Raw genomic sequence first — 24891 nt, 5'->3', positions numbered from 1 at the left:
GACAGGTGCGGCGAGACGGCACGATTACGGGATGGACCCCATTCCGCACGCATCAGCAGGCGGTGCCAATCCCACGTACCGCGCCCTGGTGGTCGACGACGAGGCGGCCCTGGCAGAGGTCGTTGCCAGCTACTTGAGGCGGGAGCGCTTCGAGGTGACGCAGTGTCACCGCGGAACCGACGCGGTGACCCTGGCGCGAGAAGTAGACCCGGATGTCGTCGTTCTCGATCTAGGCCTACCGGGTCTGGACGGCGTGGAGGTATGCCGCCAACTGCGGACGTTCTCCGACGCCTACGTGGTAATGCTGACCGCCCGCGATACCGAGGTGGACACCATCGTCGGCTTATCGGTCGGCGCCGACGACTACATCACCAAACCCTTCAGTCCACGCGAGCTGGTCGCCCGGATCCGGGCGATGCTGCGCCGGCCGCGCGCCGTTGGCGCGCCGACCCCGCATGCCGGCGGCGGGTCCGCTGACGTACTGGCCCCACGGGTATTCGGTCCGCTGCGGATCGACCTCGCGAGCCGGCAGGTGTTTGTCGACGAAGAGTTAATTGCGTTGACGCGCACCGAGTTCGACATCCTGGCCGCCTTGTCGTCGCGACCGGGCGTGGTGTGGAGCCGCGGCCAGCTCATTGACACGGTGTGGGGCGAGCCGTGGGTGGGCAACGACCATCTCGTCGACGTCCACGTCGGCCACGTTCGGCGCAAGCTCGGTGACGACCCAGCCGACCCGAGGTTCATCTACACCGTGCGTGGTGTGGGCTACCGGATGGGGACCGGGCAGTGAGCGCATCGAACGGTTTTGGAATGGGACGCCGGCTTCTGCTCGCCCAGACCCTGGTGCTCATCGCAGGCGGGGTCACCACGTGGGTGGTGGCGTCGGTGGTCGGACCACCGTTGTTCCGGGAACACCTGCACCGAGCAGGTATCGCCCACGACTCCAACGAGCAGTACCACGCCGAGCAGGCCTACCAGAACGCCACCGCGCTGTCCATCGGGGTGGCCATCACGGTGGCCGCCCTGACCGCGTTCATCGTCACCGCGATTCTGAGCAGGCGCGTGCAGCGCTCGATCGCCGACCTATCGGCCGCCGCATCGGCAATCGCCGAAGGGCACTACGACATCCGGGTCGCCTCTCCCCGACTCGGCGACGAGTTCGACGAGCTGGCAACGGCGTTCAACCAGATGGCCGAGCGACTCCAAGCGGTGGAATCCACGCGCCGGCAGTTGTTCGGTGACCTCGCCCACGAGATCCGCACTCCCGTTTCGGTGTTGGAGGCCTACCTGGAAGCCGTGGAGGACGGCGTGAAGGCCCTCGACCAGCCGACCATCGCGATGTTGCGCGAGCAGACCGGTCGATTGGTCCGGTTCTCCGCCGACGCCGCCGCACTGGCCCAGGCCGAAGATGCCCACGCCGTCATCGCGCCGGGGTGGGTCGACGCCGCGGAGATCGCACGAACAGTCGGCGCCGCGATCGCCGACCGCTACGCCGCCAAGAACGTCGCCTTGCACACTCACACCGGCGGCGCCGTTCGCCTCTGGGCGGACCGGCAACGGCTGGCGCAGGTGCTGGGGAATCTGCTCGACAATGCACTGCGCCACACCCCCGGTGGCGGGCACGTCTCCCTGACTGTCGCCCCGGTCGGCGGCGAGGTGGTGTTCACCGTTGCTGACGACGGCGACGGCATCGCCGCCGAGCATCTGCCCCACATCTTCGAGCGCTTCTATCGCGCCGACTCGGCGCGTGACCGTGGGCGGGGAGGATCCGGCATTGGACTGGCAATCGTCAAGGCGCTGACCGAAGCCCACGGCGGCCACGTCAGCGTGGTGAGCCGCGGGCGGGGATCCGGTACTACCTTCAAGGTTTCATTGCCCATGCAACTGGCAGGGGGAATCTCTCGCGGTAATCAGCGCGAAGCTGGCTCTACCACATCATAACCGGCCCGCTGCACCGCATCCCGAACCGCGCTAGCCGTCAGGCCAGCGGAACTGGTCACAGTGATTGATGAATCACCCTGTGGCACCAGACTAATCGCAACCTCTGTCACCGTGTCGAGGGCTTCCAGTTCAGAAGTGACCGAGTGTACGCAATGATCACACGTCATGCCCCGCACGAGAAACGTCAGCGTCTGCAACATATAGACCGTCTCTACAATGAGCTCAGGATCTGGTTCATTGTATCGATCTCCTTCTGCTGGCTGCTGGCGATCGACTTAGCCAGCGCAACAGCATCGGGGAACTGGCCGTTCTTGACCTCGTTCTGCGCCATTGTGATTGCGCCCTGGTGGTGCTTGATCATCTGGGTCAAGAACAACTTGCTGGCCTCGACCCCCTGGGCGTTGGTCAGTGCATCCATATCGGCTGGCGACATCATCCCGTCCATACCAGGCATGTCATCCATTCCGGGCATGCCGGGCATCATCGAACCACTGGGCATCATCGACCCACTCGGCATGGGCATGGGCATGGTCGTGGTCGTAGGCGATGCGGTAGCGGTGTCGGATGGCGTCTCGCCCATCCCGGGCATCCCAGTCATGCCCGGCATACCGCCCATACCCCACTGATTCAGCCAGCCCTGCATCTTCTCGATCTCCGGGCCCTGGGCCGCCTTGATCTGCTTGGCCAAGTCCACCACCCGCGGGTCGATGCCCTGCTTCGCCAAGATCATGTCGCTCATCTGCACCGCCTGCTGATGATGCGGGATCATCATGTGCGCGAACTGCATATCGGCCTGGTTATGCGCGACCGCCGGCGCCGTCGACGACGTCTGAACCGACGACGAAGCCGTGGACGACGTCGCCTCATTGGTCGACGACTTGCTACACGCCCCGAGCGCGGCCACCGCAGCCAGCGCAACCACCCCGGTCACCACAGTCCTTGACTTGTTCACAACAGCTCCTTTCATAGATCAGCCTGTCGATCTTCATCCCTCAGCCTCGCGGCGTTGAATAGGGGTGGCCTAGTCGTTCTGTGAAGATTCGATAAAGAACGATCCTTTCGCTCCACAGTCGGTGAGATCCGCAGGAGATTCGGGAAGTCTGGTGCCCATGTCCATTGCCATCTCGACATCACTGCAGACCACCTTCACCGACGCGGTGGCCCGCACCCGCGAAGCCCTGGCCGACCACGGTTTCGGAGTGCTCACCGAGATCGACATGAAAGCCACCTTGAAGAAGAAGCTCGACACCGACATGGAGGACTACCTGATCCTCGGGGCCTGCAATCCCCCCCTGGCCCACCGGGCGGTGAGCATCGACCGCCAGATCGGGCTGCTGCTTCCCTGCAACGTGGTCGTGCGCGCCGACCCGGCCGACGGCACTCGGGTGCTGGTCGAGGCGATGGACCCCCAAGTACTGGTGCAGGCGACCGGTGAAGCCAGGCTGCAGGAGGTTGCGGACGAGGTCGCGGGCAAGCTGCGTGCGGCCATCGAGGCGGTAGGGGCCACGTCCGGCGCACCGTCCTAGACGTCGGAGGACACCTTGTCAGCCGTTGGCGCTGGCGGAGAAGGCAGCTTGAGCCGTTTGAGCATCAGGGCGTTGACCGCGACGATCAAGCTCGAGCCCGACATCGACAGTGCTGCGATCTCCGGGCGCAACACCAGTCCGAAGGCGGGCTGGAAGACGCCGGCGGCGATGGGCAGTGCGATGACGTTGTAGCCCACCGCCCAGCCGAGGTTCTGGCGCATCTTGCGCAGAGTTCCCCGCCCGATCCTCAACGCGATCGGGACATCGAGGGGATCGGAGCGCATCAGGACAAGGTCGGCGGTCTCGATCGCAACGTCGGTGCCGGCCCCGATGGCCACCCCGAGGTCGGCTTGGGCCAGGGCGGGTGCGTCGTTGACCCCGTCGCCGACCATGGCGGCTTTGCGGCCCTGAGTCTGCAGGTCGGCGATCTTGGCGGCCTTGTCGCCGGGCAGCACCTCGGCGATGACGGTGTCGATACCCAACTGGCCGGCGATGCGCTGTGCGGTGGCCTGGTTGTCCCCGCTGAGCATGACGACCTGCACCCCCAAGTCGTGCAGCGCAGTCACCGCCTGAGCGGAGGTTTCGCGTGCGGCGTCGGCCAGGGCGATCACCCCGACACCGCGCCCGTCCACGGCGATCAGGACCGCGGTGCGCCCGGTGGCGGCCAACTCGTCGCGCTGTGCCATCAACGCGGCCGGGACGTCCACCTCCTGCTCGACCATCAGCTTGCGGTTGCCCACGGCCACCCGCCGGCCACTCGCCGTCGCAGTGGCTCCGTGCCCTGGCACGTTGCGGAACCCGCTCAGCGGTGCCGCGGTGATGCCCCGGTCGGCGGCATAACGCACGATCGCCGCCGCCAACGGGTGCTCCGACTCTGTCTCCACCGCGGCGACCAGAGCCAGCAGTTCCTCTTCGCTGATTCCGTCGACGACGAAATCTGTCACTTCAGGCTCACCTTTGGTCAGCGTGCCGGTCTTGTCCATCACGACGGTGTCGATGCGCGCCGATGTCTCCAGCGCGGTGGCGTTCTTGAACAGCACCCCGCGCTTGGCGCCCAATCCGGTGCCCACCATGATCGCCGTCGGAGTCGCCAGGCCCAGCGCGTCGGGGCAGGTGATCACCACCACCGTGATCGCGAACAGCAACGCCGACTGCACACCGGCGCCCACGGCCCACCACACCAGGAAGGTGACGGTGCCGCCGATCAGCGCGACCAGGACGAGCCAGAACGCGGCCCGGTCGGCTAGCCGCTGGCCGGGGGCCTTGGAGTTCTGGGCCTCCTGCACCATCGAAACGATCTGGGCCAGAACGGTGTCCGAGCCCACCTTGGTAGTCCGCACCCGCAGGGTTCCGGTGGTGTTGATCGACGCCCCGATCACACTGTCACCTGGTGCCTTGGACACCGGAAGGCTCTCCCCGGTCACCATCGACTCGTCGACTTCGGAGTTGCCCTCCTCGACCGTTCCGTCCACCGGGACCTTGGCGCCCGGCCGGATCAACAGCAGGTCTCCGGTGACCACCTCGGCGGTGGGAATCTCCACCTGCTGCCCATCCCGGATCACCACCGCCATCGGCGGGGCCAATTCCAGCAGGGTGCGGATCGCATCGTTGGCCCCGCCGCGTGCCCGCATCTCGAACCAATGTCCCAGCAGCACAAAGGTTGTCAGTACCGCGGCCGCTTCGTAGAACACCTCTCCGCCGCCGGTGAAGGTCACCCCCACGCTGTAGAGCCAGCCCGCGCCGACGGCCACCGCGACCAGGACCATCATGTCCAAGGTGCGGGCCCGCAGCGCCCGCCACGCCCCGTCGAAGAAGATCCACGCCGAGTAGAACACCACCGGCAGGCTCAGCAGGAAGGTGAACACATCGTCGCGCAGCCCGAACGGCGCGGGCACGGTAAAGCCGAGCATGTCGCGGCCCATCGGCGACCACAGCATGATCGGGATCGACAGCACCAACGCGACGATGAACCTGTTGCGCATGTCGCGGACCATGTCGTCCATCGACACGCCCGCGTGCCCACCGTGGCCCATCATCTCGTGCGGAGAGCGTTGCACCACTGCGGGATGGTCGTGGTGTTCACCGGCGGAGATGGACTCCGCGGGTCCGGTCGTGGGTTCCGACATCGGATCACAGATGTGATCGGGCACCGAGCGGCCCGCACAGTGGAAACCGCAGTCCCGAAGCCACTTTGACAATTCGGCAACCGACGTTACGGCCGGATCGAAGACCACGGTGGCGGTCTGATTGACCGCGTTGGCCTGCACCGAACTCACCCCCGGCCGTCGCATCAGCGTGGACTCCACCACAGCTGCCGAGGTGGCCCACTGCAGCCCGTGCACGTCAAGCACGACCGTGGCGGTGGTCATCGAATCCCTCCCGCTACCACGCCGCGTCGATGGGTTGGGCTGATCTGATCATTCGCACCCACGTGATTCCCTCCAGCCTGGGGTCAATCGTCATCGTTGCCAACCCAGTTATGGCGCAGGTATGGATTCGGTAAAGATTCGACGAAGACCTTCACTGCCGAGTCTGCGCCAAACTGCGAACCGGTCCGGACCAATACCCTGACGCCATGGTCTCTCTGCAGCCCCCCGCGCCGCACATTCCAGCCACCCTCGATGAGGAATTGCTGTGCTGCCTTGCCCCGGGCTATCCCGATTTCGCCGCACACGATCCCGAGCGGGTGGCCCGCATCGGCGACGAGGTCGCCTACGGCTTCACCGCGATGGCCGACGTCGCCCAGGCCGTGTCGATATTCGGATCGGCGCGCACCCCGCCGGATCATCCGCACTACATCCTGGCGCGCGCAGTGGCAACCCGTTTGGGGGCGTACGGGTTTGACATCATCACCGGTGGCGGACCCGGGATCATGGAGGCGGCCAACCGGGGCGCCCGCGACGCTGCGGTGCGCTCGATCGGTCTCAATATCGAGTTGCCCCATGAGCAGATCGTCAATCCTTTCGTTGATCGGTCGCTTCGGTTCCGGTACTTCTTCGTCCGCAAGCTGATGTTTATCCGCTACGCGTCGGCATTCGTGGTCTTCCCCGGTGGGTTCGGAACTCTCGATGAACTGTTCGAGGCGTTGACGTTGATCCAGACCGGGAAGATCCGGCACTTTCCGGTCGTGCTGGCCGGATCGCAGCACTGGAGCGGCTTGGTCGGGTGGATCCGCGCCCAGCTTCTCAGCGGCGGGATGGTGTCGCCCGAGGATGTCACGCTACTGACGGTGCTTGACGACCCTGACGCTATCGCTGACGTGATCATGCACTGGCGGCGCCGCCAGCTGGAGACCTACCAGGCCCCCGCCTCGTGACATCACTGCCCCGTACTGACAACCTGACGATCCGCGACCGGCTGCAGGTGACCATTGCGGGCCAGGGCGTGCAGCGCCGCGGCTGACAGCAATCCGATTGCGACCAGCGCGGCCCATGTCAGTTTGGTGGCCCCGTGATCCCGGGCAATCTGCAGCACGTAGCCGGTGGCGAGGTTTCCGGCCAAAATGCCCATGCCGACGATGGTGTTATAGAAGCCGTAATGGGTGCCCACCAGTCGGCCCTCGGCTAATGCCACCACGGTGTCCATCTCGAATGGGAAAACCGCCGCTGAGCCGACCGCCAGCACGGCGGTGGTCACCAGCAAGGCCGCCAGTGCGACCAGCCCGCCGAACCAGGCGTCGGGCACGACAAGCAATGGCATGAAAGACAGTGCGATCACCATCATGCCGATCGCCAGTGCGCGGCCAGATCCCCAGCGAGCGGCGAGCCATCGGGTGATCCTCATCTGTGCGGCGACTGCGACAACACCAGAAACCACGAAGATCGCGGCCACCATTACCGACGCGTGGCCCGGTGACAGGACGGCGGCGTGCAGCGGCAGCGCCAGGTACACCTGAAATGACAGCACGTAGCACCCGACCATTGCCAGGGCGAACAACAGGAACGAGCGGTTGGAGGTCACAATGCGCCAGTCCTGAAATACCGAGCTGGCGGTCTCGGCAGCCGCAGGGGCGCGGCGTGGTAGAGCGAACAATTGCGCGATCGTCAACAGCGCGAACACCGCTGCGGCTCCAGCCGCGGTGAGGCGGAAATCGACTGCCATGAACGCCAGCCCCACCAGAGGACCGGCCAGGATGCCCGCCTGATAGAAGACATTGAATACGGCGAACACCTCGACGCGGCGCTCTCCGGCCTCGGCGGCCAGGTACGCGCGCACCGCCGGGTTGAAGAGCGCCCCGGCGAATCCCGTTGCGGCCGAGGCGACCAGAACCATGGGCAACGATTGCGCGATGACAAGCAGCGCAAAGCCACCGGTACGCAATAGACAGCCGGCCACGATCAGCGGCTTGTAGCCGAGCCGGTCGGCCAGGGTGCCGCCCACAATGAACATGCCCTGCTGGGAGAAGTTGCGTACCCCTAAAACAAGCCCGACCGCCCACGCCGCCAGCCCCAGCGGCCCGGCCAGATAGCCGGCCAGGTAAGGCATCAGCATGTAGAAGCCGAGGTTGATGCCGAATTGGTTGATCATCAGCAGCCGGCTCGGCCAGCCGAAGCTGCGGAACTCACCCATGATGTCGCTCATCACACTCGCCTGCCCGGGGCTGCGACCGCGTCGCACCGGGTCCATGATTGGACTGTGACACGGCCGGGATCGTCAATTGTGACCGGTTCGATCGGTTGCTCAGCAGCGAGCAGACCGTGTTCGTGGCAGTAGTCGTCGTTGTAGATCGTGTCGAAGTAGCGTTGCGGGCCGTCGGGGAAGATCGCCGCGACGGTCGCTTCCCGCACATGGGCCTGAGCTGCCCAACCTGCGACGAGAGCGACCGCCCCCACACTCCACCCGCCGGTGGCGTAGTGGGTGGCCGCTAGAGCCCGGCACGCCCAGACCGCTTCGGCTGGAGCGACCCAATGGACCTCATCGAAGGCCGTGTAGTCCACGTTGGCAGGGTAAATGCTCGAGCCGAGCCCCCGCATCAGCCGCGGTTGGACGGGTTGTCCGAATATCCGTGACCCGATGGCATCCACACCGATCAGTTTCATGGCCGGGTTGAACTCGCGTAGCACTCGGGCCACTCCGGCCGAATGCCCGCCGGTGCCCACTGAACACACCAGCACGTCCACATCGCCGACTTGTGCCCGCAACTCCAAGGCGAGCCCTCGGTAGGCGGCCACACAGTCAGGATTGCTGTACTGATCGGGATGCCAGGCGGTGGGGTCCTCGGCGAGCAGCTGATCGACCCGGTCCCGGCGGGCCTGCTGCCAGCCGCCGTCGGGGTGCGGCTCGGTGACCTGGTCGACTCGGGCCCCGTAGGCGGTGAGCATCCGCACGAGGATGGGCTCGAGCCCGGGGTCGGTGACCACCGTCACCGGGTGCCGATAGGCCATACCGGCTAGCGCCAAGCCCAAACCCAATGTGCCACTGCTGGACTCGATGATGCGAGCCCCCGGGCGCAGCGCTCCGCGGGCTCGGGCGCGCTCCACCATGTGCAGAGCCGGGCGGTCTTTCATGCCGCCGGGGTTGAAGCCCTCCAGCTTGGCCCAAAAGCCGCGTTCATCGGTGGCGAAGGGCGCGGTGATGCGCAAGACCGGTGTGTTGCCGACCATGGAGGAGGGCCGGTCATCGCGGCGTGGGCCGCGCTGAGTGGTGGCGTGGACGGGGAACGGGTGAATTGGCAGAACAGATGTCATGGAGAATGTCGCTTCCGCGTGATGGCCGCGACAACAGGCGCGCGGCCGCTGGTCATGGACAGCGGGCACCGACCAGCCATCACCACCAAGGAACAGTGGAGCCGGTCTGTCGCTATCCGATCAGCGTCGCGCGACGCAGAACAACGTCAAGATGTCCGGCACGGACAGGGCCGCGACAACCGAGCGGGGCGGGGCGCGGCCAACGGCCGGCTCGTCCTGGCCCGACAGTCGCCATAGCACCGCCAAGCCGACCAGCAGGCCCAGCGCCAACAACGTCCCGCGCAGCCTTGGGACCAAAAAGTCGGAGACTGAATCAGGTAGGCATTCCTGAATGCCCGAATCGATGTGCGCATGGTCGGCATCGGAGATGAGGTGCCCGTAGAGGGCCGAGACTGTTTCGTGGCTGTGCAACTCCGGGAGGTGCTGCGACGATGCCGTGCTGGACGCCGGCGCTGCGAGGCATAGCAGAGCGACTAGGCCAACTATCACCCACAGTCCTAGGCGCGGCGACCGGCTCGAAGCGTGCATAGTGACCGCGACTTTAGCAGCGCGATGCAGGCCGGGCATCGACCCACGAAGTTGATGCCGAGTCGTAATACCGCCGCGACAATGGCGTTGAGCCAGCGCATCCGCTGGTATCCGGCTGTAGGCGCAAGGGCGGCGACAATCACACCCGTGCCGCGGCCTACCGCCCACTGACGTAATCTGCGATCCTAGATTGCGGAATGCTCGCAACGACTTTGAGAAAGCGGTACAAACCCACCTTGAAGAAACGTTCGCTCGACGCAACGGTGCGGCATCTCCTAGCCCACGCCGCCGCGCAGCCGAGCGGTCGCAGCGCCGAGACCGTTTATGGCGGTCACGAACACGTGCTGCGGCAGACCGTTATCGCGTTGCTCCAAGGGCAGTCGTTGGACGATCACGAGAACCCTGGAGAAGCCACCGTGTACGTCCTGCACGGTCGAGTGCGGGTAGCTACCCACGACACGCAGTGGGACGCCATCGCCGGCGACCTGCTTGCGCTACCACCGGTGCGGCATCGCCTCGACGCCGTCACAGACTCAGCGATACTGCTCACAGTTGCCAAGGCCTGACGGCCGCGATTCGACTAGCTCTTGACGGGGCACCATGGCCGACGGGTACATGCCTGATCCGTCCTGGTGGCCGGCGAATCAATTCCCCTCGATGGCCGTCCACCAGCGAGAGTCACTGTCTGACAGGTTAGTTCGGGTAAGCGGCACCCTTCCGTCGAGGGGCACAGCCATGCTTCATCGGAGCAATCCTCGACTCACGTCCACTCACGTTCAATTGGCCATTGCGCTGCTAACTATACCCCCGTAGGGTATGTGGGGTCGGGGTCTCATGCCCAGCAGAAGGAGGCCGATGAAGCTCAACGCGTTCGAGCGCGCCGCGATGAACAACCCTGTCCGCGCGGCCCATCAGCACCACCGTGAGGCGAGCTGGTTCCGCCGGTTGGCCGGCGGCGACCTGTCCGGCCAGCAGGTTTTAGAGGTCGGGTGCGGACGCGGAGTCGGGGCCGAAGTGATCCTGGACCGGCTCGGTGCCGCGAGCGTCACAGTGTTCGACCTCGACGAATCGATGGTCGAATTGGCACGCAGACGGCTCCACGGGAGGCGGGTGGAGCTGTCAGTCGGCGATGTATGCGACATCGCGCAGCCCACGGCGAGCACCGACACGGTGGTGGACTTCGGGATCATCCACCACGTCCCGAACTGGCAGCAGGCGGTGGCGGAGATCGCCCGCGTGCTCCGACCTGGGGGGCTGCTGCTGTTCGAGGAGGTACCCCGCCAAATGCTCGACACTTGGGCGTTCCGGACCTTCACTTTGCATCCTCGTGAAAATCGTTTCGAGGCAGCGGAATTCGCAACAGAATTGGCACGGCACGGTTTGCACGGCACCGGCGAGTTCGAACATCACCTCGGGGGCATGGTGTTCATCGGCGCGGCACGAAAGGCCTGAGTGGCCCGCCGCGAGGTCGTGACACACCCGTAGGCTAACCGAGACCCCCTCCCCGATCCCACGAGTCCGAGCCCCAGCTCCAAAACAGCAACGGCGCAGGGAATTACAAGGCTGTACTTTGTGACGTCTGTTTCCAATGGTGCCAAAGTGATGTACGTTAACTCCGACACGGGGTTTCTACGTACTTACTAAGTACGTAGATGTCCTGGGCCAGGTTGGTATCAGAACCGACCAGCGTGGCATGGCAATCCACCGCCGCGTCCGAAGGAGAGCTAGAGCTGATGCCGGTCCCATCGCGCACCAACAATCGCGACGAATGCCCGCCACCGCGTCCGAGGCGGCCCCGCCGTGCGAGTCGTCGGCTCTGGAGCAGGCGTTCAGCCGTTCTGGGATTCGCCGTCGTTGCCACGCTGGTGGCAGCCCCGCTTTCGCCCGCCCGAGCCGAGCCGACGAATGGCCCGTGGGACCCGTTGCTGCCCAAGGTGCTCAGCGCGGGAGCTCCGGGTGACCCCTTGGCGATCGCAAATGCATCGCTGCAGGCAACCGCCAAGGCTGCGCAAACTACGATAGACCTAGGGCGTAAGTTCCTCGGCAGCCTCGGGATCGGAAGCCCGACGGCCGATCCGCCGTCTGTTTTCAGCGGCAACCGCGTAAACGGTAAGCAGGCGATCGAGTATGTAATCCGCCGAGCCGGATCACAGATGGGGGTGCCCTACTCCTGGGGCGGCGGGAGCCTCACAGGGCCAAGTCTTGGAATCGACTCCGGCGCTAACACGGTCGGATTCGACTGCTCAGGTTTGACTCGGTACGCATTCGCCGGTGTCGGCATTCTGCTTCCCCGGTTCTCCGGGGCCCAATACGACGCGGGCCGCAAGGTGCCGCCATCGGAGGCTAAGCGCGGCGACCTGTTGTTCTGGGGCTCCGGAGGGGGTCAGCACGAAGCCCTCTACCTCGGCGGAGGCCAGATGCTCGAAGCACAGCAAACCGGTGTGCCTGTGAAGATTTCGCCGGTCCGCACCGCTGGCATGACACCGTACGTCACTCGCATCATCGAGACGTAGGTGCGTGCTCCGCACCTTGGTGATGGCATGTTCAGATGACGAACGTCCCAGCTTTCCGTGATACGCCAACAACACTGGAGCTATTCGTGGTCCACCGTTCAGCTGCGCTCGCGCGGTGGAAGGCCCGCAGTGTGATAGACCGCATCGATGACGGCCATGTTTTCGACCGCGTCTTGCGCCGTCGTCTTCACGGGTTCGCCGCGCAGCACCGCCGCAGCGAAAGCGTCGAGCTGATAAGCATAGGACGAGCGGCGCGAGAATCGTTCCACGCGATTGCAGTTGGCTGATCGGACCATGAGCCGGTGGAAGAGCTGTGGCATTACCGGATTCAGCACGTGAAGCTCGCCACGGTCACCTACCACCCGAGCGCTCATTTGCAGCAGATTCGAGGACCACATCGAGCAGGAGATCCGGCCGGTGTGGCCGCCGGGAAATCGCAACTCGGCCGTCATGGCCCGGTCGATCTCCGGATCGTGCAGTTTCGCCCGTGCCGAAACTACTTCCGGTCTTGCACCGCCGAACGCGCGCGCCATGTTCACCGCATAGCACCCAGCATCCATTGTCGCGCCGCCGGCAAGTGAGTAGCGATACCGGATGTCGGAGAACCTCGGCAGGGGGTAGCACAAGGTTGCCTCCACCCGCTCGAGCTTCCCGAGTTCGCCCCCTGCAATGATCTGTTCGATTCGCAAAGCAAGTGGATGGTAGCGGTAGTGGAACGCCTCCATCACCACTCGGTCCGACGTTGCGGCGACGTCGGCGACCTCCCGGGCTTCGGCAGCGTTGGCGGCGAACGGCTTTTCACACAACACGTGCTTGCCGGCGGCCAGTGCCTCTCGAGTCCACCTGCCGTGCAAACTGTTCGGCAGCGGATTGTAGATAGCGTCGAGGCTCGGGTCGGCGATCAGCGCCTCGTAACTGTCGTGCACCCGGGCGATGTCGTGTTTGGAAGCGAACGCCGCCGCACGCGAGTTTTCGCGCGCTGCGACCGCGGTAACCACGACCTCGGCGTTTCTCTTGGCGGGCCTGATGAGCGCCATCGGTGCGATGCGCGCCGCGCCCAAGACGCCGATCCGCAGCGGGGCAGCCTCGTTTGCAGTCACGGATGCGAAGCTAACACTGTCCTCGTGACGCCCAGATCGGGCGGGTGGCAGGCTCGAGGGCATGCGTACGCATCGGGATGGTTGGCGGCGCCCAGTTCATCCGCGGAGTGTGGACGCATCCGGCCGCTTTGGACGCGGATGGGACTCTTGGGTTGCCCGCCCGCCTATACGCGGTTGTCGACTGCGCCAGATTCATCGGCTCGGACCACTGACGTCGAGTTCGGTGTACATGCCCGCCCAGTAGTGGCCGGCGATGTTGCAGATCAGCTCGTAGCGCCCGGGGGGCAGGGTGATGGTGGTCCAGCCGCTCGCCCCGGCAGCGATGCCGTAAGGGGCGATGTCCATACCTTCACCGGCACCGCAGGTGCGGGAGGCTTCACCCAGGCTGCCGGTCTCGTCAACCTTGCCGTCGGGACCGCTGACACGCTGCCCAGGCAGCTGGCCCTGCGGCAGTGGTAGCACGACCACCTCGTGGGTCAGCGCGCCCTTGTTGCGTACCCGCAGCGACACCTGTCCCGCCGGGACTGTTGACGGGTTGACGAAGACCCGCGTCGTTCCCTTGGGAGGCCACGGGTATCCGTTGTTGTTCGCGCCCGGGCCGTAGGAGCCGTTGCCCATCATGCCCGGCCCCATCATGCCTCCCATGTCGGTGAGGGTGACGTCAACCACTGTGCCGGACAACGCCGGCGCCGCGCAGGATCGTGAACCGGCAAACGGCCCAAAGGCGGCCAACGAGGCTGTGCTCGCGATTCCGAGCGCGACGGCGGCGATCGCGACGATCAGCGCCGGCCGCACACGGTGGGAGCCCACCGCGATCACCGGTGATCACGCAGCAGCGCCATGCGCTGCCGGTACTCCTCGCCGTCGATCTCGCCACGAGCGAAGCGGTCGTGGAGCAGATCCTCGGCCCGCGTCGGCCCGGAAACCGGCGGACGGGTCGTGTGGCGTGAATCGCCAACGTAGCGAATGGCAATCACGATCGCAGTGATCACCAACGCCCAGAACGCCACCATCCCGACCGTCATCAGAATCCAACCGCCCCATCCCCAGCCGTCACCGCCATACCACATCATCGTCGTCCGCTACTTTCCTAAAGGTGAAGCCGCACTACAGCGAACTTCTCATGCGCGAGGTACAACACAAGCGTCGCACAAGCGACCCATAGCCGAGCCGCGTGGCACATCGTGGTCGTCTACCTCGTACTCACTCCAACAGTGCGCACCGATCACGATGAACTGATGAGGGTTCTGTAAAGATTCGCTCAAGAAACCCCGCGGGCGGGCACAGGGCGCGTCGTCGGCGCCGCGACTGCGTGGCAGACACCTGAACGAATTACCACCTGCGGCGCGCGCGTCATCAACGTAGTTGTTCAGTACTACTCTCTATAGGACATCCTGTACGCACGCTGGGAATCGAGGGGAAACCACACCTGGCGGACCCAGCCGGCGCATCATCACTGCATGCCCGAATCCGCTGAATCTCCCTCCCCGACAGTTACCACTTCCGAGGAGCGGCCGGTGGCTACGTCCTCGCGAGCGTCCGACCAGCGCAGTCGCCTGACCGCTGTCCTACTGTGGGTAGGCATCGCCGCAGGCGTTGTGTTCATCGTCGCGGTCCTGTTCTTCTCCGGGTTCTTCCTCGGCAGGCAAACAGGGTGGCATCGCGGCTACGACGGCGAGAGGACGGGCCCATCCGGCACGTGCCCGATGATGGGCACTGGTGGGCAAATGCCAATGGGTCCCGGCGGGATGATGGGGCCCGGCGGGATGATGGGGCCCGGCGGCGGGATGGGTCCCGGAGGGATGACTCCTGGCGGGTCCGCCCCCGGTGGGATGACACCCGGCGGGATGAGTCCCGGTGGAGCCAGCACCGACCCGCACCACCCCCCGACCTCGTCGAGCAACCCCAGCACGCCGCGTTCCTAACCGTCTGAGAAGCCCTCTCGGTGACCGATTCTGTTTATGGTGATCACATTGTCGACGTCGACATCCCGCTCTGCGTGGTACTCGGCTGAGCCCGTTCCATCCCATGCCATTGACTATCGCGAAGGAATACGCGTCCTGAACGAGTGGCAACGCAGCCCGGCTGCAACGGAACTCGCGAGCCTTGCCCCCGTCCGTTGCGCCCGCAGTCGCCGAGGGTTGACGCGCGCGCCGACCTCACAGCCCGCCGCACGTCCGCCCGGTGACGCAATTTCGCGGTGGGGCGAGTCGAGTGGGTCAGGGGGCCTGCGCGGCCAGCCTCATGCGGCTATTCGGTATTCGACCGTACCGACCAACTTGCTCGCCTCGCATCGAGCCGGGGTCACCTGGTCTCGACGGATCGGCTTGTGCACTACACCGCACTTCCACCGCGTCGCCGACGTGGTGGTCGAATCCGTTGCCACCGCACGTAGTACGGGCAGAGGTCAGCGGTGACGGCGGCTGCGTGGCTGTTCGGTGTCGGCGGTGCCTTCCTGGTCGGCATCGGAGCATTCTTCATGTTGGCCCGTCCTGCCTTGCTGCCAGAGGACCTGCGCTACCTGGACCGCAGCGCCGTCGAGGTAGCCACGGCTTTGCCGCGCCTCGGCCGATGGCTGCGGTGTGTGTTCACCGTTCTCGGCGGGTACGCGGCGGCGACCGGGATCCTCACTCTTTACCTGGCCGTCACGAGTGTGCGGGAGGGGAATCTGGTCACGGTGGCAGTCCTGGCGATTGCGGGCGCGCCATCGATCGGTGTCATGGCCGTGGTAAACCTTTTGTTGCACTCGGCGTTTCGCTTTGCGTTGCCAGCTCTAGCTGCGGTGTGGGTTGCGGCGACGCTGGTTGCGGTCGCGTCCTGAGGCGTATTCAGCGTGGGCGCGAAGGGGCTTTTTCACACTGGGCTTCTGCGGCGCTCAAATCACGTCTCAGACCGCATTTTAGCCATGCCCGGTCACCAGTGTGCCAGCAGCACCCTGGAACAACCGGCGAGCACTCAACGAGGCGGGAAACGAAATCGTGGGAGCACAATCAGGACTTCAGGCCCTATAGATGCGCGTCGCGCCTGGAGTAGGCATGCAGGGTGGACACTCACCAATTGCCACCGCAGCGCGGACAAACATCAGGTGTTCGCATTCATGGAATCCCGCTGAGCGGACCGTCACCGCCGCGATCGGACACGGCAAACGCGCCGCCCGCCACGTCGACGCTTGGCTGCGCCACGGCAACTATCTCGCGCCCACCGAACCACCCCCGGCGACGTACGACCGGCTCAACACCTGGTACTACTCCGTCGCGCCGGCCACCGTGCGCCCCACCCTCGACGCGGCGCGGCGAACCTCCACCTTCGACGAAGTCGTCGGCGGTCTCGATGAGTCCACCGCCCTGTTCGAGGCCCGTCGCTGCCTATCGTGCGGCAACTGCTTCGAATGCGATAACTGCTACGGCGTGTGCCCCGACAACGCCGTCATCAAGCTCGGTCCCGGCAACCGCTACCGCATCGATTACGACTACTGCAAGGGCTGCGGCATCTGCGCCACCGAATGCCCCTGCGGTGCAATCACTATGGAGCCCGAGGAGATCTAATGTCGGGAACCGACTCCGGTGAGGAAGAACGCTTCGTTCGCGTGCCGGTGAAACCGTTCGATTGGTCCGCGGGAGGACGAGATGCGGTGATCGCGGGCAGCCGACGGCGCAGCGGCTACTGCGGTGGGCCACCGGGACTCTGGTTGGGGATATCGGTAATCGGGAGATTCGGCGCCGGTTTGAGTGAGGGGGTCGCGGGCAGCGGCGGGATGCGGCCAGCGGGGATGTCGGCGATGTCGTTGGCGGCTGGCCCGTTAACCCGGCTGCCGTAGCTGCTGCCGGGCGCGCGCGAACCTACCAGGTGGCTGACGGTCACCATGTGATATCCGTTGGCGATCAGTACCGGCAAGAACTGGTAGACCAAATCGACGGTGCTGGAGTACGTATCGTGCAGCAGCACCACTGAGCCTGGCTTGATCTGCGTTTTCAGCATGTACACGGTGGCGGCGGTGTTGGAATCATTGATCCAGTCGAACGGGATGACGTCCCACAAGATCTCCGCCAACCCCTGCTTGCCTGCCTCGGCGCGGACCGCATCACTGGAAAGGCCACCCGCCGGGCGATACAACTGCGGCGCCCGGCCGGTCGCCGCTGCGATGACCTCCGACGCTTTACTGAGCTGGGTCGGAATGTCCTGCACGGGGATCGTGCTCATGTTCGGGTGTTCCCAGGTGTGGTTGCCGATCTCCATCCCTGCATCGGCGATACGCCGGGCTGCGCCCGGATCAGCGGCGACCTTGTTGCCGATCAGAAAGAACGTTGCCTTGGCGTTGTCAGCGGTCAAGACCTGCAGCAAGCGGTCGGTGAACGGTGTCGGTCCGTCATCGAAGGTCAACGCCACACATTTGACCCGCGTGCAATCGACATTGTCAGGATCAGCGGCCTGCCGTTCACGCCCTGCGAGCACCATCACCGCCGCCACTACTACCAGCACCGCGGCAAGCGCACTCACCTGCCACCACAGCCGTAAACCTTTCCGGGACAACATGTCGCACCTCCAGGTCCTACGTCGCACACGGGCGGATCTCACAGATGAGCCGCCAAGCTGCGGCTACCGATCTACGGTCACGCATAGTAGCTGAGGTCGTCGACGCGCACCCCCGCCCGCCCGGCGCCAGGACGGAATACTGCGGAGAGACGTCCTGCTGCTCGTGCGCCGTGTCAGAACGCGGCGCACGACACCAGCGCAGTCATAGTGAACGCGACGAACGCCAGCATCGAACCCAGCAACGCCGCACCGCACGCGGCCGTGGCCAAGCCCGCGAGCGGCCCCCGGCCTGTTGAACGTCCGCTCTCCAAGCGGGCCAGCCGCAGTCGGGTGCACTCACCAGTCATTCCCAACGCCGCTCTTGGCGCGGGAGCCCCAGCCAGCTCCTCGAGCGCGCGCCGCAGACCACCACACCCGTGCTGGCGCGCGGCCTGCACGTCGGCGTCGAGTTCAACCAGCGTGCGAATCAACGACGGTGACTGGCGCATCAACGGTAGCCAGCCCATGCCCGCAGCCGCGGCATGCGCCGCATCGACCAACAGGTGGTGACCACGGCGCAGATGGGAACGCTCGTGTGCTAGGACCGCATCGACTGCCGCGCGGTCCAGACGCTGGGTCAAGCCGCTGGTCAGCACCACCAGTGGCGGTGTGCCAGCCACGCTGTAAGCCAGCGGTTCCGAGGCCGGCAGCCACAAGACCCCACCGGCATCGGGCCTGGCGCCCGTCAACAGCCGCGCCAGTTCGACATGCCGCCCGTGCAGTCGGTGGCGTTCCCGACCGGACCGCCACAGCACCCAGCCACCCCGCGCCACTGCGAACCCAAGCAAGAGAGCACTGACGACCGCAGCCACCAAGTCGACGCCTCCGGGTGAAACTTCGCGTGACGCCAGCCAACAGCGGCGCACCAGTTCGCCCAGCACAGGCAACGCGATCGAGATGACCGTCGCGCACATCGTAAGTGCCCACACTGCGACGACCAATGACGCCTCCACACCCCGAGTCACCATGGCGCGAAGCAGGCTTGGCCCCACGATGCCAATTGCGAGGCCGACTACCGCCAACACAAACATCGCGCTCATAGCCTTCGGCGCCGTTCTTTGAGACCACGTGACAACGCCTCCAACTCGGCTTCAGTCGCGCCACGGGCGAAATGCAGAAGCGCCGCCGTCGGATCCCCGCTGTCAGCCAGCAGGTCACGCACCGCGTCGGTGGCGGCCTGGATGCGGCTGCGTGTTGCCAGGTACGTGTAGGCACGCCCGTCAAGCTGGCGGCTCAACCATCCCTTCTGATACAGGTTGTCCATGACGGTCATCACAGTGGTATAAGCGGGCTTGCGGTTCGGCTCGAGCTCGTCCAGAACGTCGCGGACCCGCACCGGTACAGCAGAACGCCACACCACGTCCATGGTCAGGGCTTCCAGCTCGCCGAGGCCCGGCAGCGGGCGTTGCCGCGCCGCTGGGGTCCGGCGGATACCGCGCGGAGTCTCCCTGCGAGGAGTCACCGCAGGAATCCGGGCCGGCCAGCGCTCGGACCCGGGGGCGTGGACGTTGGTATCACCGTCACTGCGGCCGGATGCCTTCCAGCGCGGATTGCGCCTGCTCGCCCGGCGTCGCGGCCACCCGCGCGCTCGGGATCGGGCATTGGGTCGGCGTGGACAGCCGTCGCCAGACTGCCCAGCCCAACAACGCCAGCGAGGCCACAGCAATCAGCGGCTGGAGCGGTGCCCACACTGACAGCGCACCGCTGACCCCTAGTGCGGCGACAACGAGCTTGTTGCAAACCGGACAGCCCACCGCCAACAACGATGCAACATTGGCGAACACGCCCGCCCGGGCTGGTGAGAGGTTCTCGTGATCCGGGCGCCGCACGTAACTCGCCACGAGCAACCCGGTGAGCGCTGCGGTGAGCGCCCAGACCGCATAGCTCCACCACGGCACCGGCGTCATACGCAGAAAAAACGGATTGGAGATCAGCGCGCTCGGGACGGCTACCACGACCGCTGCGCCCAATGCCGCGAGCACCGCGACGGCCCACTGCAGCCAGGTCCACCCGCGTATCGTCATATCTCATCCCGTCCTAACTCCACCGACCTCTACTAGACGCAATAGTAGACGACGTCACCTCGATGTTGACGGCCGCGGACGGACGGCTTGAGGCAAGCCCCAGGTCTGATCTCAACTGCGCTCCAAACGCGCAATCTCTTCGTCGATGTCATAACTCGCCGAAGGCCAGGACAGATTCATTGACTCGAGTGCCGCGATCAGCAATTCCATCACGGTGATGCGGCTATACCACTTGTGATCGCTGGGGACGACATACCAAGGGGCGACCTCGGTTGATGTTTTGTCTAGCAGTGCCTGGTAAGCGTCCCGGTAGGCGGGCCACAGCAAGCGATCGTCGACGTCTCGGGGGCTGAATTTCCAGTACTTGTGCGGGTCTTGAAGGCGGTCGAGCAGCCTCTGCCTTTGTTCATCTAGGGAAATGAACATTGCCACTTTGACGATGACGGTGCCTTGGTCCGCCACCTGGTCTTCGAATTCGTTGATCTCGCAGTACCGGCCCTGCCACACCTCCTCAGGGACGAGCCTCCGAACTCGAGCCACGAGGACGTCCTCATAGTGTGAGCGGTCGAATACCCCGATGTGTCCAAGGCGCGGCAAGGCTTTGTGGACACGCCATAAGAAGTGATGCTGGCGTTCCTCGCTGGACGGCACCCCGAAGGGCGCATGATCGACGCCTTCGGGGTTGACCGTGCCAAGAACATGGCGAATGATTCCACCCTTTCCAGCAGCGTCCATGCCCTGCAGTACCAGAAGTACCGCGCGACCATTACCTGCCACCGCATCGGCGTAGAGCTTCTCCTGCAGGGTGTGTAGACGCTTGCCCCTGTCCTGCATGAGTCGCACCGCGTCGGACTTGCTTCCGACGAACCCCGGAGTAGCGGAAGTGTCGAGATCGGCCAGCGAAAATATGCCGGGAATCGGGCGCAGCAGATGAACCGGTGAGACGTCCCAGCCCGAAGCGGCCGCTTCGATACGTGCCCCCATGTCACGAACCCCCTTCGAGTGCCAACTGCTCCTCCTCCTGCGGGGCATACCATCTCAGGCCGCCGGCACAAGTGCGGCCTTCGCCGGCACGATTCGGCTCCCGGGCGCGAGTGCGGCGATAATAGGCGTGGCGCACCGTCCGAAGATGATCAGCATGAGCCTTCCAGAACTGATCAGATCTGCCAGTCTTGTGCACCGTCGTTCTGGTTGTAGGTGCCCACGGAGTTCTTCACGACGACGGCGTCGCCACTGCCGAAATGATCGAAGAACCACTGGGCGTTGGCCGGACTGAGGTTAGGGCATCCGTGGCTGACGTTGCGCTTGCCTTGGTCGGCAACCGACCACGGCGCGCTGTGCACGAAGATGCCGGTGTTACTTATCCGAACGGCGTCTTGAACCTTCAACTTGTATCCCTCGGCAGAGTCGACCGGTACGCCATAGGTGGACGAGTCCATGACGATGTCAGCGAACTTCTCTAGCACGTAGTACGTGCCGTTGGGTGTCTCGTAGCCCTTCTTGCCCATAGATACGGGAAATGTCTTCTCTACTGCACCGTTGCGCGTGATCGTCATCTGGTGGGTCTTGTCGTCGATTGTCGCGATCAGGGAGTCACCCGCGCGGAAGGAGGATTTCGTGCCGGCGGCGTCGATCGACACCGTCGTGTTCGCGGGCCAGAGGTCGAGAGGGCGCCAACGCAGCTGCCTATCGCTCATCCAATAGAACTTGCCCGGCACCGGGGGGTTCGACGAGATGTGGACTGCTTGCTCTGCCATGACCCGGTCGGCGATAGGCCGTTGGAAGTTGATGGTGATCGGCTTGGCCACACCGACCAGCGAGCCGTTGGCCGGGTTGAACGACGGGGGCAGGAAAGGTGGTGGACCTACAAAGGGAGCGGAGTTCTGCCCCGCCGGAGTCTCCACCCCGGTGAACGGATTCTCATTCGACGGTCCCACGATCGCCGATGGCTCGTGAGCTTCAAGTCCATCCGGTCCCGTTACGATTGCTGAGTCGTTCTGCACGAGGTCCGGGTCCGCGAACGCCAACGGGCTGCCCACGAGCAAGCCCATAGCGACGATGACAGCGGTCAATGTCACACGACGAGAACACCGCATTGGATCACACCTCCAGGTTCCATACATACGGTGCGGGCACTTCGCCGTTCAGCTTCAGGCCCTTCCTGGAGCGCAACGCCGACAAGCGCTGCCCGTCATGAAGAGCCTCGATTTGCCAGCCTGCACCTCCTCATCTCCCAAAACCTACTGACAAGGACAGTACGTTGCAAGGAAGTAGCGACTTTGTCACCGCTGCGGCATCGCTGGAGGGCACGCCGTCCGACCTTCGGTCGCGATCCGCTTGGAACGCCACTTCTACTATGTTGTTTCGTAGGAAGACGTTGAACGCACTCGCAGCCACCGCTGCGGCGCGGCTTTCTCCATTCGGAGCTCAAGGGAGCCACATTGCACATACATCGCCGAACATGGGCAACGGTGCTCGGCGTGATGCTCGTCGTCATTGGACTACTCGGTGCGGTAACCGTGATGTCGCGAGACGTTTGCACCGCAGACTGTCCGGCGGCGCAGACCAAGATCGCCAGCGCCATCCCGCCCACACCAGCTCCGGCCGCGACCGATATATCACCGCGAGACGGCGCCCGAGAGGTAGATCCGTTGGGACCGGTGACGGTGACCGCGACGGCGGGTCGGTTGACCGCGGTCACGATGGTCAACGAGGCCGGCGTTTCAGTACCCGGGGTCATGACGCCCGACGACACGGTCTGGAAGCCCACTGTCCCGCTGGGTTATGGTCGGTTCTACACGCTCACGGTAACCGCCGAGGGCACCGATGGTCGACCAGCCACACACAACTCGTCGTTCTCTACGCTCACTCCTCGGAATCAAACGAAGGCTTACCTGACCACCACAGCCGGAACACCGATACGCGAGGGTGGCAGCTACGGCATCGGCATGGTTGTCGTAGCGCATTTCGATGAACCGATTGTCGACCGGGCGGCCGCCGAGCGGCGACTGAAGGTGAAAACCTGGCCGCCGGTTCAGGGTTCGTGGTACTGGCTGGATGACCAGAACGCGCACTGGCGACCGCAGCGGTACTTCGCGGCAGGCACCGAAGTGACCGCGTCGGCGAACATCTACGGGGCTCCGCTGGGGGGAGGTTTGTACGGCCAGGAGGACAGCACAGTCACCTTCACCATCGGTGATGCACACGTTTCGGTCGCCGACGATACGACGAAGCAAGTCAGCGTCTATGAGAACGGCGTCTTGGTCCGTACCATGCCTACGTCGATGGGAATGGGCGGCACTGAAACAATTGGGGGACAGACTATTTCGTTTTGGACCCAGCCCGGTGTCTACTCAGTACTGGACAAGGCTAATCCGGTGATCATGGACTCGTCAACCTATGGGTTGCCGATCAACTCTCGACTGGGATATCGCGAGACCATCAAGTACGCCACCCGGATCAGTACGGACGGCATTTACCTGCATCAGCTCGACAGCACAGTCTGGGCGCAGGGAAACACCAACGTGTCGCACGGCTGCCTGAACCTCAACGCGGAAAACGCCAAATGGTTCTATGAGTTCTCGCAACCGGGCGACATCGTGGAGGTGCGCAATACCGGCGGCGAACCCTTGGAGGTCTGGCAGAACGGCGATTGGAGCGTGCCGTGGGACCGATGGCTCGCCGGCAGCGCACTGTCATAACAGGCGTGTGGGTTGCAGTGGCGGTGGGGCACTGCGCGTGTTGACAGCTAGGTCTTGGCGGCGAACCCTACAAGCAAGAAACCGCCCAAGATAAGCACGCCGGCCATCGGATACCCGATGAGCAGATCCTGCAGCCCGATGATCCGTAACCGGCCGAGGTGGGTGATCATGTGGATGACCGCCATCGCCGCCCCGACAGCCACGAATACCCAGCCTGCAATACGCCGGCGCCGCTCGCGCTGATACTCGATCGTGTACAGCGACTTGGTAATGGGCCGGTCCCGCCCCATTCGTCTTTTGGGCATCCCGTACTCCTTCGCGTCAATCGACCTTGGATCTACTGGCTAATGTAGTACTAAGCCGGTTAGTACACGCGCGAAGTTCCGCGGTGCGCCGCCGGTCGATGATTCACCCGGCCGTGGCCCCACCGCCCACTCCGAGGGCGCGTCGGGCTCCATAACCGAGCGCCGGGGACGGTATCGCGAGTGCAGGACCCGGCGCGTTCGGGATGTGCTTGATGGCCGAAGACCGACGCCATCCTTGACAAGGATATACCCCATGGGGGTATATTCCAGTCGAGCTTGAAAGGAGGACGGCTTTGGATGCGCCAGCACCCGGTTACGCGGATTCGAAGGACGCCCGCCTGAAACGGCTTCGCCGCATCGAAGGGCAGGTGCGCGGTTTGGCGCGCATGGTCGAGCAGGATGCCTACTGCATCGACGTTCTCACGCAAGTCTCGGCAGCCACCAAAGCGCTTGAGTCAGTGGCATTGTCGCTCCTCGACGACCATCTGTCCCACTGCGTCCATGATGCCGTGAAGCAAGGCGGTGACGTGGCTGAGCTGAAGATCAGAGAAGCCTCCGCGGCCATCGCCCGCCTGGTGCACTCCTGACGCCCCTGATCTCCCCAACCCCGCAGAAAGTAGCCACGACATGACCCAGAAGCCTGGTCTCCCCCTGCTGCTGATCGCGTCCGCCCCCTCCGGATGCGGTTGCTGCGGACCGAAACCATCAACCCCATCCCCATCGGCACACGTCAAGGAGACGACCATGAACACCACCCCGGCAACGCACTCCTACGCGGTGACCGGTTTGACCTGCGGCCACTGCGTCGGCGCGGTCAGTGCGGAGCTCTCGGCGCTACCCGGTGTAGAGGCGGTCACCGTCGAGCTGGTCGCCGGGAGCGTCTCCACCGTCACGCTAGCCGCCGACACACCGCCGACGCCTCAGCAGATCGCCGCTGCCCTCGATGAGGCCGGCGACTACCACCTGGTCGCAGACCCACAATCTCGCTAGCGCC

29 protein-coding genes are annotated in these 24891 nt (G+C 64.7%); 13 read left to right on the top strand and 16 right to left on the bottom strand.

Going from position 1 to position 24891, the window contains the following annotated elements:
- The first annotated feature begins 31 nt into the window (after window positions 1-31).
- A complete protein-coding gene (locus tag BST42_RS15510; protein ID WP_083120193.1) occupies window positions 32-790 on the top strand; it encodes a response regulator in 759 nt (252 codons plus the stop codon).
- 20 nt (window positions 791-810) lie between these two features.
- A complete protein-coding gene (locus tag BST42_RS15505) occupies window positions 811-1941 on the top strand; it encodes a sensor histidine kinase (RefSeq protein ID WP_083120192.1) in 1131 nt (376 codons plus the stop codon).
- On the opposite strand, the gene BST42_RS15500 is transcribed toward BST42_RS15505, so the two are convergent.
- Window positions 1911-2108 carry a heavy-metal-associated domain-containing protein gene (locus BST42_RS15500; RefSeq protein ID WP_237159465.1) on the bottom strand — a complete coding sequence of 66 codons (198 nt, stop codon included), beginning with the start codon at window positions 2106-2108 and terminating at the stop codon, window positions 1911-1913. The genes BST42_RS15505 and BST42_RS15500 overlap by 31 nt on opposite strands.
- 44 nt (window positions 2109-2152) lie before the next feature.
- Window positions 2153-2908: a DUF305 domain-containing protein gene (locus tag BST42_RS15495; protein ID WP_207569511.1), complete on the bottom strand. Its 756-nt coding sequence runs from the start codon at window positions 2906-2908 to the stop codon at window positions 2153-2155.
- A gap of 142 nt (window positions 2909-3050) precedes the next feature.
- On the opposite strand from BST42_RS15495, the gene BST42_RS15490 reads away from it, so the two are divergent.
- The gene (locus tag BST42_RS15490) at window positions 3051-3467 is read left to right on the top strand and encodes a DUF302 domain-containing protein (protein WP_083120189.1); all 417 of its coding nucleotides are present in this window, start codon (window positions 3051-3053) and stop codon (window positions 3465-3467) included.
- Here the strand turns inward: BST42_RS15490 and BST42_RS15485 are convergent.
- Entirely contained in the window at window positions 3464-5836 is a 2373-nt protein-coding gene (locus tag BST42_RS15485; protein WP_083120188.1) for a heavy metal translocating P-type ATPase, read from the bottom strand. The two genes, BST42_RS15490 and BST42_RS15485, sit on opposite strands and share 4 nt — an antisense overlap.
- Window positions 5837-6042: 206 nt before the next feature.
- On the opposite strand from BST42_RS15485, the gene BST42_RS15480 reads away from it, so the two are divergent.
- Window positions 6043-6783, top strand: a complete 741-nt coding sequence (locus BST42_RS15480; protein ID WP_083120187.1) for an LOG family protein — start codon at window positions 6043-6045, stop codon at window positions 6781-6783.
- 2 nt (window positions 6784-6785) lie between these two features.
- On the opposite strand, the gene BST42_RS15475 is transcribed toward BST42_RS15480, so the two are convergent.
- The 3 genes from BST42_RS15475 to lpqS form a co-directional block, all read right to left on the bottom strand.
- The gene (locus BST42_RS15475; protein WP_083120293.1) at window positions 6786-8048 is read right to left on the bottom strand and encodes an MFS transporter; all 1263 of its coding nucleotides are present in this window, start codon (window positions 8046-8048) and stop codon (window positions 6786-6788) included.
- The gene (locus BST42_RS15470) at window positions 8048-9154 is read right to left on the bottom strand and encodes a PLP-dependent cysteine synthase family protein (protein ID WP_083120186.1); all 1107 of its coding nucleotides are present in this window, start codon (window positions 9152-9154) and stop codon (window positions 8048-8050) included. The genes BST42_RS15475 and BST42_RS15470 overlap by 1 nt, the downstream gene beginning before the upstream one ends.
- Window positions 9155-9274: 120 nt before the next feature.
- Window positions 9275-9643, bottom strand: coding sequence for a putative copper homeostasis (lipo)protein LpqS (gene lpqS / locus BST42_RS15465; RefSeq protein WP_083120185.1), 369 nt, complete (start codon window positions 9641-9643; stop codon window positions 9275-9277).
- Window positions 9644-9918: 275 nt separating this feature from the next.
- On the opposite strand from lpqS, the gene BST42_RS15460 reads away from it, so the two are divergent.
- The 3 genes from BST42_RS15460 to ripB all read left to right on the top strand — a co-directional run bounded on the left by BST42_RS15460 (window position 9919) and on the right by ripB (window position 12195).
- A complete protein-coding gene (locus BST42_RS15460; protein WP_083120292.1) occupies window positions 9919-10248 on the top strand; it encodes a cupin domain-containing protein in 330 nt (109 codons plus the stop codon).
- 289 nt (window positions 10249-10537) lie between these two features.
- Window positions 10538-11134: a class I SAM-dependent methyltransferase gene (locus tag BST42_RS15455; protein ID WP_083120184.1), complete on the top strand. Its 597-nt coding sequence runs from the start codon at window positions 10538-10540 to the stop codon at window positions 11132-11134.
- A gap of 281 nt (window positions 11135-11415) precedes the next feature.
- Window positions 11416-12195 (top strand): NlpC/P60 family peptidoglycan endopeptidase RipB, encoded by a 780-nt coding sequence (gene ripB / locus BST42_RS15450; protein WP_133057470.1) that lies wholly within the window; start codon window positions 11416-11418, stop codon window positions 12193-12195.
- Between the two features lie 98 nt (window positions 12196-12293).
- Here the strand turns inward: ripB and BST42_RS15445 are convergent, their stop codons facing one another.
- The 3 genes from BST42_RS15445 to BST42_RS15435 all read right to left on the bottom strand — a co-directional run bounded on the left by BST42_RS15445 (window position 12294) and on the right by BST42_RS15435 (window position 14368).
- Window positions 12294-13295 carry a Gfo/Idh/MocA family protein gene (locus BST42_RS15445; RefSeq protein ID WP_264047758.1) on the bottom strand — a complete coding sequence of 334 codons (1002 nt, stop codon included), beginning with the start codon at window positions 13293-13295 and terminating at the stop codon, window positions 12294-12296.
- A gap of 192 nt (window positions 13296-13487) precedes the next feature.
- Window positions 13488-14114: a sulfocyanin-like copper-binding protein gene (locus tag BST42_RS15440; RefSeq protein ID WP_207569510.1), complete on the bottom strand. Its 627-nt coding sequence runs from the start codon at window positions 14112-14114 to the stop codon at window positions 13488-13490.
- On the bottom strand, window positions 14111-14368 hold the full coding sequence (locus tag BST42_RS15435; protein ID WP_083120182.1) for an SHOCT domain-containing protein: 258 nt from the start codon (window positions 14366-14368) through the stop codon (window positions 14111-14113). The genes BST42_RS15440 and BST42_RS15435 overlap by 4 nt, the downstream gene beginning before the upstream one ends.
- A 444-nt stretch (window positions 14369-14812) precedes the next feature.
- On the opposite strand from BST42_RS15435, the gene BST42_RS15430 reads away from it, so the two are divergent.
- The 3 genes from BST42_RS15430 (at window position 14813) to BST42_RS15420 (ending at window position 16840) form a co-directional block, all read left to right on the top strand.
- Window positions 14813-15220 carry a hypothetical protein gene (locus BST42_RS15430; protein ID WP_308207491.1) on the top strand — a complete coding sequence of 136 codons (408 nt, stop codon included), beginning with the start codon at window positions 14813-14815 and terminating at the stop codon, window positions 15218-15220.
- 488 nt (window positions 15221-15708) lie between these two features.
- A complete protein-coding gene (locus tag BST42_RS15425; RefSeq protein WP_083120180.1) occupies window positions 15709-16116 on the top strand; it encodes a hypothetical protein in 408 nt (135 codons plus the stop codon).
- Between the two features lie 214 nt (window positions 16117-16330).
- Window positions 16331-16840, top strand: a complete 510-nt coding sequence (locus tag BST42_RS15420; RefSeq protein ID WP_207569509.1) for a 4Fe-4S binding protein — start codon at window positions 16331-16333, stop codon at window positions 16838-16840.
- Window positions 16841-16955: 115 nt separating this feature from the next.
- On the opposite strand, the gene BST42_RS15415 is transcribed toward BST42_RS15420, so the two are convergent.
- The 6 genes from BST42_RS15415 to BST42_RS15390 all read right to left on the bottom strand — a co-directional run bounded on the left by BST42_RS15415 (window position 16956) and on the right by BST42_RS15390 (window position 21987).
- Window positions 16956-17828, bottom strand: coding sequence for a polysaccharide deacetylase family protein (locus BST42_RS15415; RefSeq protein WP_083120178.1), 873 nt, complete (start codon window positions 17826-17828; stop codon window positions 16956-16958).
- A gap of 173 nt (window positions 17829-18001) precedes the next feature.
- On the bottom strand, window positions 18002-18907 hold the full coding sequence (locus tag BST42_RS15410) for a M56 family metallopeptidase (protein WP_083120177.1): 906 nt from the start codon (window positions 18905-18907) through the stop codon (window positions 18002-18004).
- On the bottom strand, window positions 18904-19329 hold the full coding sequence (locus BST42_RS15405) for a BlaI/MecI/CopY family transcriptional regulator (RefSeq protein ID WP_083120176.1): 426 nt from the start codon (window positions 19327-19329) through the stop codon (window positions 18904-18906). The genes BST42_RS15410 and BST42_RS15405 overlap by 4 nt, the downstream gene beginning before the upstream one ends.
- Window positions 19330-19387: 58 nt before the next feature.
- Entirely contained in the window at window positions 19388-19891 is a 504-nt protein-coding gene (locus BST42_RS15400) for a hypothetical protein (RefSeq protein ID WP_083120175.1), read from the bottom strand.
- 111 nt (window positions 19892-20002) lie between these two features.
- Window positions 20003-20875 carry a PPK2 family polyphosphate kinase gene (locus tag BST42_RS15395; protein ID WP_083120174.1) on the bottom strand — a complete coding sequence of 291 codons (873 nt, stop codon included), beginning with the start codon at window positions 20873-20875 and terminating at the stop codon, window positions 20003-20005.
- A 173-nt stretch (window positions 20876-21048) separates the two neighbouring features.
- Window positions 21049-21987 (bottom strand): L,D-transpeptidase, encoded by a 939-nt coding sequence (locus tag BST42_RS15390; protein ID WP_083120173.1) that lies wholly within the window; start codon window positions 21985-21987, stop codon window positions 21049-21051.
- 387 nt (window positions 21988-22374) lie between these two features.
- On the opposite strand from BST42_RS15390, the gene BST42_RS15385 reads away from it, so the two are divergent.
- Window positions 22375-23592: a L,D-transpeptidase gene (locus BST42_RS15385; protein WP_083120289.1), complete on the top strand. Its 1218-nt coding sequence runs from the start codon at window positions 22375-22377 to the stop codon at window positions 23590-23592.
- A 47-nt stretch (window positions 23593-23639) separates the two neighbouring features.
- On the opposite strand, the gene BST42_RS15380 is transcribed toward BST42_RS15385, so the two are convergent.
- Complete coding sequence (locus tag BST42_RS15380) at window positions 23640-23897, bottom strand: hypothetical protein (protein WP_036419765.1); 258 nt, start codon at window positions 23895-23897, stop codon at window positions 23640-23642.
- 293 nt (window positions 23898-24190) lie between these two features.
- Here BST42_RS15380 and BST42_RS15375 point away from each other — a divergent pair, with 293 nt between their 5' ends.
- Window positions 24191-24484 carry a metal-sensitive transcriptional regulator gene (locus BST42_RS15375; protein WP_083120172.1) on the top strand — a complete coding sequence of 98 codons (294 nt, stop codon included), beginning with the start codon at window positions 24191-24193 and terminating at the stop codon, window positions 24482-24484.
- A gap of 157 nt (window positions 24485-24641) precedes the next feature.
- Window positions 24642-24887, top strand: coding sequence for a heavy-metal-associated domain-containing protein (locus tag BST42_RS15370; RefSeq protein ID WP_083120171.1), 246 nt, complete (start codon window positions 24642-24644; stop codon window positions 24885-24887).
- The last annotated feature ends 4 nt before the right edge of the window (window positions 24888-24891 follow it).

The sequence above is a fragment of the Mycolicibacterium rhodesiae genome, assembly GCF_002086695.1.
Lineage (GTDB): Bacteria > Actinomycetota > Actinomycetes > Mycobacteriales > Mycobacteriaceae > Mycobacterium > Mycobacterium rhodesiae.
This window is presented reverse-complemented; position numbering and strand designations above follow the sequence as displayed.